This window comes from Gracilibacillus sp. HCP3S3_G5_2, from assembly GCF_052063305.1.
In the GTDB taxonomy this organism is placed as follows: domain Bacteria; phylum Bacillota; class Bacilli; order Bacillales; family Amphibacillaceae; genus Gracilibacillus.
The window spans coordinates 13,298-25,593 of the sequence record NZ_JBQHXU010000013.1 but is presented as its reverse complement, the minus strand read 5'-3'; the positions used below and the strand labels follow the sequence as shown (position 1 = coordinate 25,593).

Below are 12,296 nucleotides of genomic sequence, written 5' to 3'. Positions count from 1 at the left end.
TGATTTGCCAGAGCTCATGGATGTTTTGGGATGCACGTAAGAGGGGACACAATGCTTGGCTATGGGGCTTTTTAGGCCTTATTCAATTTCCAACGTATCTTATTATCTATCTTATTTTTGCAAGGAAAATATTTAAAAAAAAGGTCTCAGGATCAAATTCCTGAGATTTTTTAATTTATTGTTTCGTGAGTGAACGATTAGAGGAACGTAATCGTATTAAGGGTAAATAATTTGGAGGAGAAAAAATGAATGAACTGTTAAATGGAATCCCATGGGGAGCGATTGCGCCAATTATTGTCTTACATTTAATTCTTATGATTACTGCATTAGTTTCTTGTATTAGAGAAGAAAAAACGAACGGACCAAAATGGTTGTGGATCCTTATTATTCTCTTTATCAACTTAATAGGACCAGTGCTTTATTTCGTTGTTGGAAGGAGAAATGATTAATGGAGTTATTAAAGGCAAGTGATTTAGTAAAAAGATTTGGAAATACGAATGCTGTTAAAGGAATCAATTTTCATATTGAAGAAGGCAGGTGCGTTTCATTACTTGGACCAAATGGAGCAGGGAAAACAACGACATTAAAAATGCTATCGGGATTGTTGGAATCGACTTCAGGTAATATTGATTTTAAAGGAGAAAAAGCAAAGGATTTAAGGCAGTTTATTGGGTATTTACCTCAATATCCTACTTTCCATAATTGGATGAGTGGAAAGGAGTTTCTTGTTTTCGCAGGACAATTAGCAAAGCTAAATCGTAAAGAAGCAGAAAAAAGAAGTGATGAATTACTTGAACGAATGGGCCTAACAAATGCGAAGAAAAGAAAAATAGGGAATTATTCTGGAGGAATGAAGCAGCGCCTTGGATTGGCACAAGCACTAATTCATCGTCCGAAATTACTTATTTTAGATGAGCCTGTTTCAGCACTTGATCCACTTGGGAGACGGGAAGTGTTGGACATGATGAGAGAGATTAAAGAGGAAACAACCATTCTCTTCTCAACTCATGTCCTTCACGATGCAGAAGAAATAAGTGATGACATTCTTATCATGCATGCCGGGGAAATTGTGATATCAGGTAGCCTGGGAAGTGTAATGGAAGAGTATCGACAACCTATTTTACAAATTGAATTTGAATCACAGGTTACCGATTGGCTAAAGAGCATAGCGAGTTATAGCTTTGTATCTGAAGTAAACATTCAAGGTAATAAAACCAGTATCGTATTAAAAGATATGGTAAATGGGAAGCAAACATTATTAAAAGATATCGTGGATAGAAAACTTCCGATTCGTAAGTTCGAGATTTCTCAAACAACATTAGAAGATTTATTCATGAAGGTGGTGAAGGCATGACACAATGGACTGTTCTTTATCGAAAAGAAATGATGGAAATGGTGCGAAATTATAAAATTTTATGGATTCCAATTGTCTTTATTTTGCTAGGTGTGATGCAGCCGGTTAGTTTGTATTATATGCCGGAAATATTAGACACTTTTGGTGGCCTTCCAGAAGGTACAATCCTTGAAATGCCTACTCCCACTGGGGAAGAAGTATTAATGCAAGTTATATCTAATTATGGGATGCTTGGTGTACTTATTCTTGTTTTGAGTGCAATGGGTGTCGTTTCTGCAGAAAGACAGAGTGGAGTAGCCGGTATGGTCATGATTAAACCAGTGCCTTATTCCTCGTATATATTATCGAAATGGACTGGGCTAGTTACCATTACGCTCATTTCATTGTTTCTCGGATATGTAGCTTCTTGGTATTATACGAGTTTACTCATTGAACCAGTTGCTTTTGAGCGTATTTTTCAAAGTGTAGTGATCTATAGCATATGGTTAGTTTTTGTTGTTACATGGACGCTTTTTTTTAGTACGATAATGAAAGGAAATGGCAGTGTCGCTTTTGTTACAATTTTTTTGGTCTTTGCCATTTCGACGGTTACATCCCTTCTAGGAAAGTATATGAAATGGAGTCCGGCTACGATGACTGAGCATACAGGACAGGTCTTGTTGTCAGGAGAACTAGATTCTAGTTTCTTGCTAGCTTTTATTACAACAATTGCTATAATCATCGTCGTTCTCATCTCATCCATCCAAATCTTTAAGCAAAAAGAGTTATTGGAATAAAAAAGGTATCCTACCGTGTGGTATTCTTTTTGTAAGGTTTGTGCAACATTGTACACTATTTCATACAAAGCAATAGATTATATTAGCAAAATGTATTCAACTAAAACCTATCATGTTGGTTCAAGTAATGTCATTTTTAGTCCTTTTTCATACACTTAGGAATATCTGTATATTTCTCAAAACGCTAAAAACCTTACATATCAAGGTTTTACCCTCTTTGATCTTATTGAGCAGAGAGGGCTTTTTTATGTTAAATTTAGAATTGAATACTCCAAGCTATGTACTTTTGGAACATCTCGGCTACTTACCTCCCACACCAACCAAGAAGTAATTATATTAGATTAACATTTTTCTCTACTAAAACGGAACTCATTAATTTTCGTCATAAGACTCTTCCCTTCTACATAAAATTCACATAATTTTAACATTCTTCCTACATTCAATTAACATACAGTCATTAAAGTGAAACTAGTGTGGTTAAGTGATTTAAAAATCTGCAAAAAAAGGAGAAATGAAAAAAGGTATGAAATTCATGAAAAAAATATCGATAATACTACTACTTGCAGTGTTAACTATCACATCTTTTGAGCTTCCTGTTCAGGCTGCTAGTCAATATTCTGAAAAGGAACATTCAAAACCTGCAAAGCCACAAGGGACTAGTGAAGAAATAAATACAGATGCTCCTGAAGTCGAGCGACCTTTACCAGCAGTGGATAATGGCGGAAATGCTAACGATTCTATCTTAAAGAATATAGCTAGGACTAATCCTTTTATACATATTTTAGATGGTTTTGATCAAATATGGTCTATGAATCAACCAGATTGGAGAGATGGAACAGCGTTAACTATACCAGGTGCAAATGGTGAGATTGCAAATTATGGTGATGGACCTACCGTTTATTTTGATGGATATAAAAATGATAAGACAAAGATAGTAGCAGACAAGAAGACATATGCTAACGAAGAAATCAGAGATCCAGAGACTTGGAAAGCTAATATAAGATATGTAGAAGAGGTTACTAAAAATAGAACGGATGAAGAAGCGTTAGCGGCCTATTATGATGATCAGCGAGATAAGATATATAGTATGATGGACGCTTATGGGCCTTTAGCGAATGCCTACGTAGAGATCGTTAACCCGATCACAAGTGTTGTCAGATCAGCAGAGGAGATGAATAAAGTATTGGAAGAAGCGACTGTTGAAGACGAAGCACAAGGGATGGGGCAATGGGAGGGATCTGCACTAGCAGATGCGATGGATTTAGTTCATTTAATTAGGTTTAGGAATCCCTCTTCGTCTAATCCTGCTAAATACTTTTTTTCTTCTCCAAGACCTTACAGAATGAATGCAAATGGAGAAGTGAAAGAAGTTGTGGATGAGAACGGATTACCTGTTTGGGACACAATCGGCAGTGGTGAAAGTACAGTAGAGGAATTACCTTCAGGTGGTAAAAAAGAAACGGGAGAAAGACATTACCAGCAATATGAAACGAATGTAAAAGTAATTCCTGCATTAGAATATGTAAAAAGAAAAGCGGAAGACGGGAGAGGTAAAGACGGAGCTTTTCCAAGCGGGCATACAAGTGCAGCATATTTATCAACATTCGGATTTGCATACGCAACACCAGAAAGATATGCTGAATTTTTAACAAGAGCAGCTCAAATGGGAGAAAATAGAATAGTGACCGGTATGCACTCTCCACTTGATGTTATAGGAGCAAGAATACAAGCTACAGCAATGACTGCCTATGCATACAATCTTACAGAAAACCAAGAGGTATTGGATAAGGCTTATCATAATGCTGGAGAAGTATTTGGTGAATTAGCTGCATCAAAAGAAATGAGCTTGTACGAATATGCACATACGGTAACAGAGGAGTATACGTTTGAAAGTGCGTACGATGAAGAAAAGTGGGAAGATCATGAAGCCAATAAAGCATTTTATCGGGAAAAACTTACATACGGATTACCTCAAACAGGCACAAAAGGTTTAGACCCTGTAGTACCTAAAGGGGCTGAAGTTTTATTGGAAACTCGTCAGCCTTATTTGACCGATAAACAACGTAGAGAAGTATTGTATACCACAGAAATTGAATCAGGCTACCCTGTAATAGATGAATCAAATGGTTGGGGAAGACTTGATTTGGTAACAGCATCTGATGGATATGGTGCGTTTTTAAGCAATGTAACAGTGAATATGGATGCTTCAAAAGGAAGATTTAATGCCCATGACTGGTGGAGAAATGATATAACTGGCAGTGGTATGCTTACCAAGCAAGGGACAGGAACACTTACATTGACAGGAAATAATAGTTATACAGGAGGCACATTGCTACAAGGAGGGACGTTAGAAGCTACTTCTAAGACTGCTTTTGGTGAAGGTGATCTTTATGTAGAAGATGGTACAGTTTTAATTAATGTAGATGATGAACCTTTGCATGTAAATGGTAACTTAACAATAGAAGCTGGAAACCTAGATATTGCAGTGGATAATGATAAAACTCAACTAAATGTAGCTGGGCTGTTATACCTTGATGGTGGGGATCTGAATTTAGATCTTTCTCATTATGAAATAGACAAGGGTGCAAATATTACTTTAATGACCGCCGACAAGGTGAAAGGTAAATTCGATCATGTAACTGCAGATGATTACGAGGTAACTGTCACTTATAATAATAATAGTGTTGTTGCACATATCAAAGCAATCGATCCTTCAGATCCAGTTTCACCAGATCCTGAAGATCCTGAGAATCCTGTTAAACCGGAAGATCCTAAAGATCCCAAAGACCCAAAAGACCCTGTCGCTCCAGAAGATCCTGAGGACTCAAAAGACCAGGAGAAACAAACCAGTGTTACCTTAACACCTGACGTTACCAATGGCGAAGCAACGATCGAAACAGACTCGCTCTATCAGCTAGCTGATCAAGGTGAATTATTTATAGATTTACATGATCATAATGATTCTGTTAACTTAGCATTTACTTCTGACCAAATAAAATGGCTGAAGGAGCACCGTATAACGATCATCATTCAGTTAAAAAATGTTAGCTTGCAACTAGCTGCCTCCAATTTCACTAATGGATCCAAGGCTGCAACAATCCAGTTAGAGCGTTTAGCTGACATTGATCAAGCATTGAGTGTGGTCTATGACTTTGAAATCAAACAAGGCGAAAAACGATTAAATACCTTTGACGAAAAAGTGACACTGACTTTTTCTGTTGATAGCGACAAAGTAAATAATAAAGATCAAGTGCAACTGTTCTATTGGAATCCAGAAACCGAAGAATGGGAAGCAATCGGCGGAGAATGGCAAGATGGAAAAGTGACAGCACAAACTGATCACTTCAGCACCTATACCGTTTTTGAACAAGAAGCAATGGAACAACAGCCTGTTACGGATGACGGACAAAAACTACCGGAAACTGCCACTACGATTTATCAGTACTTATTAGCAGGGTTTTTACTCTTCTTAAGTGGTGTGTTCTTCCTCTTCATGAGAAGAAGAAAAGCTTAATCGTTTATGTTGAGAAATATATGAAAATATCAGAATGTATAAGTCATGGTCAGAAATAAAATAACTTCGTATTGTATGCAACTAACATCTCTCATTTTGGTTCAAGTTGGTTCAAATCAACTTGAACCTTATAAAGCACTTAACAGATTTAAAGCATCGGCATCTTGCTGGTGCTTTTTTCTGGTTTTAATTCCAGATAATAATTCTGTATGGTTTGAATATTAATGTGACCTAATCGCTTTGATACATAAGCAATATCTATATCTTGAGCAAATAAAAATGATGTGTGCGTAGCTTTCAAATCGTAAACGTCGTTTTTTTAATGTCAAGTTTCTCTAATTTTTGAACCAACTGTTCAGATTGCTTAAATCCCCCAAAACTAAATATATATCAAAATATTTATTTCTTTAACATGTTAGCAGCCATGTTTAGAACCGTTTTTCGAGGAAGCAGCCGAGAAAATAGGGAGATAATGTAGTTTGTTTTACCGGCAACTTGATAACTATTTCCTTTTTCTATTCCTCTAAAAGCGGCTTTCACTACTTCAATTGGTTCCATTCTATTTCCACTTAAATGGTCTGAGCCCGATGAGGTATGAAATGAGCTTTTTGTTTCACCAGGACAAAGGGCTAAAATTCTTATACCCTTCCCCCTGTTTTCCGCCCATAATGCTTGTGTAAAAGATAATACATAGGATTTAGTAGCTCCATAAACCGCCATGTAAGGAGTCGGTTGAAATGCTGTCATAGAAGCTACATTAATAATAATACCATTCTCCATTTTGATCATAGGGTCAAGAAATAAATGTGTCAGTTCTGTTAATGAAGTAATATTTAGCTGGATTTCATTTAGTATCCGTGATGGATTGATTTGATTAAAAGATTCCAATGTGCCAGCACCTGCATTATTCACAAGTATATCGATATTAATACCACTTTGTTTTAACTCGCTCCATATTAATTTCGAAGCAGTGCTATCGGTCAAATCCATGGGTAAACTTATAGCTTTTATTCGATACTCGGACTCCAATTTACTAGATAAACTATCTAGTTTATCTTTTGAACGAGCAACTAAAACGAGGTTACATCCTTTTTTGGCAAGCTCTTGTGCAAATACCTCCCCTATTCCTGATGATGCTCCAGTTATTAAAGCGGTCTTTTTTTCATAACGATTCATTTACTATTTCCCCCTTATAATCAAATGTTTAAACTTTTAAACATTAAGTGAAGAAATAATACTTCCTCAACTATTTAACTGAACGTGGAAAAGTATTATTTCGTTTCTCTTTAGAAGCTGTCATGTTTCTTATCGGGATGATTGTCAATTTCTTCAACTATGGATATGATTTTTTTTAGCTGCTTCACAATAGAGTCATCAGCTGTTAACCAGTAAAATACTTCCGTGGCTTCTTTTCTCGAATCAAGAAGGCCAGCCATTTTCATTATTTTAAGATGATGAGAAATTGTTGGTCTGGACATAGGCGACTGTTCAACAATTTGTGTCACGTTAAGACGCTTAGACACCATAAACATCAGTAGAATATCTTGCCTAACTGGATCGGCTAAGGCCTTAAAAATCTCCGTACAATCTTGGAGTGCATTATATAAAGCTTCTTTTTTCTTTAGAAGTAAATCTTTTTCAATATAATCAGGCATCCTAATCCTCCAAATATCATTTAATTATCAAACGTTTAAACTTTTCGACATTATAAAATGATTATAAAACAATCTTTATTCAAGGTCAATCTCTTTTCATACTCAGAAATGGCAATGGTCATGAATCCGTTACTCGTCCATGGCCAGCTGAAAAATGGTACAAAAAATGTTGTTAACGAATCTGAAATAATCAATCCTTTAATTGATAATTATTTTCAATTACTGTATATTGATAGTAATGATGTATATAATTAAGGAAGGAGAATTTATAATGCAAATATACTGGACGAAAATAAATAAAATTATTGATGAAACACCTGAGGTTAAAACGTATCTGCTCGACTGTCCGGAAAACTTTACATGGGAAGAGGGTTCCCATACCCACTTCGCACTGCAAGGTTTTAATGCTGGAGATAAACCGAACCGTAGCCTAATTCGCCATATGTCAATTTCCACTTTACCGCACGAAAATTCAATTGGTATCACCACACGCATCAGAGAGCAGTGCTCTGAGTTTAAAACGATTTTAAGAAATCTTGAAATCGGTAATAAAGTTGCAATATTTAAAACGCATTCGAATGTACCACTTAAAAGAGAGGACAAAAATGTTTACCTGCTGTCATCAGGTGTTGGCCTTGCAACTTTCAGACCGCTTGTACTTGGTTATTTTGAACGTGCTGACAACGTCAATCAAGTTCATTCCCTGAACATCGATTCATCAAAAGATTTCTTATTCACTAATATTTTTGAATCCGTACCTGACAAGAAGTTCACATCAAAGTTCGTCGATAACCGTAAAGACTACTATGAAGAAGTGAAAAATTTTGCTGCAGACAAGGATGGGATCTTCTATGTTGTAGGCAGCGATGAATTCCTTATGCAGAACATTGAAGTACTCCGTGAGCAGGACATCAAGCCAGAACAGATTATGCTCGACAAGCATGAACAACAACTGTCTGAGTTTTTATCATTGGATTTGTCCATTTAAGCGAGACAAACTATTTTTTTGGATAAATACTAAAATAACTGTTCCATTAATGAACGCTTTTCTTAAATAAGAAGCGTTTTTTTTCTAATCAACCAGATATGCTATACCTAAATCTTGAGTAAATAGAAATAATGCGGATGTCTTAAACCGTAAAAAGTAGTTTTTTCTTTATGTTTAGCTTCATCAATAATTTTGCTAATACTTCTGCGTGTTTACTTCCTCCAAAGCTATAAATATATCCATTATCTTTTATAGAAAATTTTTAATAAGGTTATATGATTGTTTAACTTCAAAGGAAATTATGTAAAATGCAATATGATAGAATAGAAGCAGAAAGTTACGAAATGGAAGTAATAAAGGTCCAATACTTTAACCTCCATATTCAAACGAAATAGATTAAAAAAGTCTTCTTGAAAACGACCTATTCAAATATGTGACTAATATGATTGAAATTAATTAATGGGTATTTGGATAATTGAGTTGAAAATCTATATCGTTAAATTATTGTTTTAAATTTCCTGAATGGTCCGAGCAAAGCACTGGAAGACAGTATTAATAGATAATGCTCTGTTAGGATTTAAATAAGGAGTGAGTGACATGACGTGGGTTGAATCATTACAGGCAGCAATAGACTACATGGAAGAACATTTACTTGATGACCTTTCGATTGAAAGTATTGCCAAACAGGCTAATTTTTCAGTTTTTCACTTTCAGCGTACATTTGCGATATTGACTGATATATCTGTTGGTGAATATCTTCGACGTCGTCGCCTTACATTAGCTGCCTACGAGTTAACAAGATCAAAGACAAGGATTATTGATCTTGCCCACAAATATGGTTACGACACTCCCGAAGCTTTCTCAAAGGCTTTTCGGCGGCAACATGGTGTAACACCAAGTGAAGCACGAAAGTACACGGGAAAGCTAAAGTCTTATAACCGCCTGGTAGTACAGGTAAGTCTGAAGGGAGCAGAACCAATGCAAGTCAAATTTGTTGAATGTGAGGAATTTCAGGTTGTAGGGATTAAACGGGAGTTTTCATTGGTTAATGAGGAGAACCTAGTGGGGATCCCACAAATGTGGGATAAGATAAACAGAGAGGGTACTGATGAGCGGTTGTTTAAATGGAACAATGGTCCGGTTGAAGGGGTAGTAGGTGTATGTGTTGAAAAAAATTCTCAAACGATTGATTATTGGATAGGTACAGCACACGAGGGAAGTGCGCCTGATGGATTATCAACTTTGAAAATACCCACATCCAAATGGGCTGTTTTTGAGGTTCATGGCCCTATGCCGGATGCTATGCAAAAAGCGTGGAAACAAATTTTTTCAGAATGGTTTCCTTCCAGTGGTTACAAGCACGCAGGTACACCAGAGTTAGAGGTATACTCCGATAAAAATCCATTCAGTCCTGATTTATATTCAGAAATATGGATTCCTGTAAAGTAGGAACTTATACCAGGAGTGGATTACAACGTGAAACTACTGCTCAAGAAATAATCTTAATCCATATTCGTATACTTAAATATTAATCCTGTCTAAATCAACGCCCGCCATTTTTAAAAAATAGCCAAACTTTTAAGTTTGGCTATTTGTGGTTACTTCACTTTCCCCTATAAGATTAGTAAAACTGATAGGTGTGCAAATATCATTTTAGAAAAAACAATGGGCCTTCATATTGTTTCTCTGTAATAAGACAATCTACATTACGGGTCTAATTACCATTTCATTCACATCGACATTAGTGGGTTGCTCAATTGCATAGGCGATTGCACGGGCAATGGCCGACGCCGGCAGAGCGATACGCCGATATTCTTTCATGAGTTCTCTCGCCTCATTGTCAGTAATGCTATCAGCTAGTTCTGATTCTGTTACTCCTGGCGATACGAGGGTTACTCGAATGTCTTGCCCCGTGATCTCTTGCCGTAATCCATCGGTAATTGCCCGAACTGCAAATTTGGTAGCACAGTACACAGCACCTGTCGGGACCACCTCGTAAGCACCGGTAGATGCTATGTTAATGAAATGTCCAAATCCTTGTTTCTTCATGACAGGTAAACCGGCTGCAATACCATGGAGAACGCCACGAATATTGACATCAATCATTCGGTTCCATTCCTCGATTTTTAAGGCTTCCAACGGAGATAGTGGCATCACGCCAGCATTGTTTACAATTGCATCTATTCGTCCAAAGCGACTTTGGGCTACTTCGATGATTTCCTGCATTTGTCTAAGGTCTGTTACATCAAGCTGTTGAACGATCACAGAATTACCTTCTGCACGAATATCGGAAGCTAAAGCCTCTAGTCTTTCCAAACGTCTTGCTCCGATCACAATATTAGTACCTTTGCTAGCGAGCAGCCGTGCAGTTGTTTCGCCAATTCCACTACTTGCCCCTGTAATAACAACAACTTTTTCATTAAGTGCTGACATCATTCATTTCTCCCTTCACTGAGTTCTTCCCGATATAGGACCATACCTGCATGGTACAGCACGCCGTTAACAACGTCACCGTCGGCATTAAAGCCTGTATCATCCACATATTCGATATGATCCCCTTTGACGGTGTAATTACCTTGATAAGCGCTTTCGCGGTCCTCGCGACCTTCGTCGTATCTTCCATTTGGCAGTAACTTGTGCCGAATTAATCCATCTGAGGTCACCCACATGCCGACATAGGGATGCGAATTTACATGGACTTTTGTCATTTCACTATCTCCTTTCACGTTTAAGTCGAAGTTGGACTAGGATCTTTGCCAGATTGAATCATTAATAGACTGAAAAACAGACACAGTAACAGAATGCTGATCAATTCCTAAACCTCCAATTGAAAAATTTGAACACAAATTTATTATAAATCGATATAAATATAGGGCGGTAGCTGGAAAATACACAATCATTGCCTAATCCTCCAAAAGATAATAGTATAAATAGCAAGAAACCATGAACTGGAAAAGGTGGAGGAGTAATCCATGAAACGAAACAAGGAATTAGCTGAGTTAATGGAGAGATTTGTTATAAACGATGGTATGCATGAAACGGCTATTCCAGGTTTGCGCTTTGTACGTGCATCCCATGTTTCTGAACCGATTCATTCTGTTTACGAGCCATCTTTGTGTGTGGTGGCACAGGGATCGAAGGTAGTCATGCTTGGGGAAGAGAGCTATAAATATGATTCGGCTAGTTATTTGACCGCTTCCGTTCATTTGCCAATAACGGGTCAGGTCATAAAGGCTTCACCAGAAAAACCTTATTTATGTGTAAATCTACAGCTTGATATGAATCAGATGTTCGAAATCATTCAATCCTTGAATCAAGCAATTCCGAAACGTTCATCTAGACGAGGACTGGTAATCAGCCCAAAAAGTGAATCGCTCCTCGACGCCGTTATACGGCTTATCAAGTTGCTAGAGACTCCACAGGATATTCCAGTACTTGCGGCCAGTGTCAATCGTGAGATCATTTATCGGGTTCTTCAGAATGACCAGAATGGTACCCTGAAGCATTTCGCGCTTGTTGGCAGTCAATATCAGCGGATCGCAAAGGCGATTGAGCTACTGAACTATGAATTTGCAAAGCCTTTGAAAGTGGAGGAATTGGCCAAGGAAGCTAGAATGAGTTCTTCTTCCTTATACCATTATTTCAAGGAAGTTACAGGCATGAGCCCGATCCAGTACCAGAAACAAATCCGGCTCCAAGAGGCGCGCCGACTACTTTTAACAGAAAATTTAGAAGCTGCCGAAGCAGCGTTCCAGGTAGGTTATGAAAGTCCCTCTCATTTTAGTCGCGAATACCGTCGAAAGTTCGGTTTGTCCCCCAAGAAAGACTTGAAAAGACTTCGAGAAATTTTTTAACCAACTAATGCTGAAATATTCGTCTCGTTAGTTGGATAACTAGAGCCATCCTACTGTTACGCCTTAGACTATTCTTGATTCGCTATAGTATTAATAGTAAAAGAACTGTAATGTTTACCAAAAACTCACATGTGGTATATTTCACTACAAAGAGA

General features: G+C 37.4%; 11 protein-coding genes. 7 read left to right on the top strand and 4 right to left on the bottom strand.

Features of this window, described 5'->3' with window-relative positions; translation table 11 throughout:
• Window positions 1-245 precede the first annotated feature (245 nt).
• The 4 genes from ACTNEP_RS17105 to ACTNEP_RS17090 all read left to right on the top strand — a co-directional run bounded on the left by ACTNEP_RS17105 (window position 246) and on the right by ACTNEP_RS17090 (window position 5,644).
• On the top strand, window positions 246-449 hold the full coding sequence (locus ACTNEP_RS17105) for a PLDc N-terminal domain-containing protein (RefSeq protein ID WP_441163194.1): 204 nt from the start codon (window positions 246-248) through the stop codon (window positions 447-449).
• The gene (locus ACTNEP_RS17100; protein WP_441163193.1) at window positions 449-1,354 is read left to right on the top strand and encodes an ABC transporter ATP-binding protein; all 906 of its coding nucleotides are present in this window, start codon (window positions 449-451) and stop codon (window positions 1,352-1,354) included. Before ACTNEP_RS17105 ends, ACTNEP_RS17100 begins: the two co-directional genes overlap by 1 nt.
• Window positions 1,351-2,130, top strand: a complete 780-nt coding sequence (locus ACTNEP_RS17095) for an ABC transporter permease (protein WP_441163192.1) — start codon at window positions 1,351-1,353, stop codon at window positions 2,128-2,130. The genes ACTNEP_RS17100 and ACTNEP_RS17095 overlap by 4 nt, the downstream gene beginning before the upstream one ends.
• 523 nt (window positions 2,131-2,653) lie before the next feature.
• Window positions 2,654-5,644, top strand: a complete 2,991-nt coding sequence (locus ACTNEP_RS17090; RefSeq protein ID WP_441163191.1) for a phosphatase PAP2 family protein — start codon at window positions 2,654-2,656, stop codon at window positions 5,642-5,644.
• 399 nt (window positions 5,645-6,043) lie between these two features.
• Here ACTNEP_RS17090 and ACTNEP_RS17085 read toward each other — a convergent pair whose 3' ends face one another.
• Window positions 6,044-6,820, bottom strand: a complete 777-nt coding sequence (locus ACTNEP_RS17085) for an SDR family NAD(P)-dependent oxidoreductase (RefSeq protein ID WP_441163190.1) — start codon at window positions 6,818-6,820, stop codon at window positions 6,044-6,046.
• A gap of 110 nt (window positions 6,821-6,930) precedes the next feature.
• Window positions 6,931-7,299, bottom strand: a complete 369-nt coding sequence (locus ACTNEP_RS17080; RefSeq protein WP_441163189.1) for an ArsR/SmtB family transcription factor — start codon at window positions 7,297-7,299, stop codon at window positions 6,931-6,933.
• Between the two features lie 271 nt (window positions 7,300-7,570).
• Between ACTNEP_RS17080 and ACTNEP_RS17075 the strand changes: the two genes are divergently transcribed.
• Both ACTNEP_RS17075 and ACTNEP_RS17070 read left to right on the top strand, forming a co-directional pair.
• Window positions 7,571-8,287, top strand: coding sequence for a dihydropteridine reductase (locus ACTNEP_RS17075; protein WP_441163188.1), 717 nt, complete (start codon window positions 7,571-7,573; stop codon window positions 8,285-8,287).
• A gap of 597 nt (window positions 8,288-8,884) precedes the next feature.
• Entirely contained in the window at window positions 8,885-9,736 is an 852-nt protein-coding gene (locus tag ACTNEP_RS17070) for an AraC family transcriptional regulator (RefSeq protein WP_441163187.1), read from the top strand.
• A 252-nt stretch (window positions 9,737-9,988) separates the two neighbouring features.
• On the opposite strand, the gene ACTNEP_RS17065 is transcribed toward ACTNEP_RS17070, so the two are convergent.
• Both ACTNEP_RS17065 and ACTNEP_RS17060 read right to left on the bottom strand, forming a co-directional pair.
• Window positions 9,989-10,720, bottom strand: coding sequence for an SDR family oxidoreductase (locus tag ACTNEP_RS17065; protein WP_441163186.1), 732 nt, complete (start codon window positions 10,718-10,720; stop codon window positions 9,989-9,991).
• Entirely contained in the window at window positions 10,720-10,995 is a 276-nt protein-coding gene (locus tag ACTNEP_RS17060; RefSeq protein ID WP_441163185.1) for an Atu4866 domain-containing protein, read from the bottom strand. Before ACTNEP_RS17060 ends, ACTNEP_RS17065 begins: the two co-directional genes overlap by 1 nt.
• Window positions 10,996-11,259: 264 nt before the next feature.
• Between ACTNEP_RS17060 and ACTNEP_RS17055 the strand changes: the two genes are divergently transcribed.
• Window positions 11,260-12,141, top strand: a complete 882-nt coding sequence (locus ACTNEP_RS17055; RefSeq protein WP_441163184.1) for an AraC family transcriptional regulator — start codon at window positions 11,260-11,262, stop codon at window positions 12,139-12,141.
• Window positions 12,142-12,296: the final 155 nt, after the last annotated feature.

What these genes read in the sequence shown, in the direction of transcription:
- ACTNEP_RS17105 (WP_441163194.1), top strand. Translation starts at nt 246, where the DNA reads ATGAATGAACTGTTAAATGGAATCCCATGGGGAGCGATTGCGCCAATT.
- ACTNEP_RS17100 (WP_441163193.1), top strand. Translation starts at nt 449, where the DNA reads ATGGAGTTATTAAAGGCAAGTGATTTAGTAAAAAGATTTGGAAATACG.
- ACTNEP_RS17095 (WP_441163192.1), top strand. Translation starts at nt 1,351, where the DNA reads ATGACACAATGGACTGTTCTTTATCGAAAAGAAATGATGGAAATGGTG.
- ACTNEP_RS17090 (WP_441163191.1), top strand. Translation starts at nt 2,654, where the DNA reads ATGAAATTCATGAAAAAAATATCGATAATACTACTACTTGCAGTGTTA.
- ACTNEP_RS17085 (WP_441163190.1), bottom strand. Translation starts at nt 6,820, where the DNA reads ATGAATCGTTATGAAAAAAAGACCGCTTTAATAACTGGAGCATCATCA.
- ACTNEP_RS17080 (WP_441163189.1), bottom strand. Translation starts at nt 7,299, where the DNA reads ATGCCTGATTATATTGAAAAAGATTTACTTCTAAAGAAAAAAGAAGCT.
- ACTNEP_RS17075 (WP_441163188.1), top strand. Translation starts at nt 7,571, where the DNA reads ATGCAAATATACTGGACGAAAATAAATAAAATTATTGATGAAACACCT.
- ACTNEP_RS17070 (WP_441163187.1), top strand. Translation starts at nt 8,885, where the DNA reads ATGACGTGGGTTGAATCATTACAGGCAGCAATAGACTACATGGAAGAA.
- ACTNEP_RS17065 (WP_441163186.1), bottom strand. Translation starts at nt 10,720, where the DNA reads ATGTCAGCACTTAATGAAAAAGTTGTTGTTATTACAGGGGCAAGTAGT.
- ACTNEP_RS17060 (WP_441163185.1), bottom strand. Translation starts at nt 10,995, where the DNA reads ATGACAAAAGTCCATGTAAATTCGCATCCCTATGTCGGCATGTGGGTG.
- ACTNEP_RS17055 (WP_441163184.1), top strand. Translation starts at nt 11,260, where the DNA reads ATGAAACGAAACAAGGAATTAGCTGAGTTAATGGAGAGATTTGTTATA.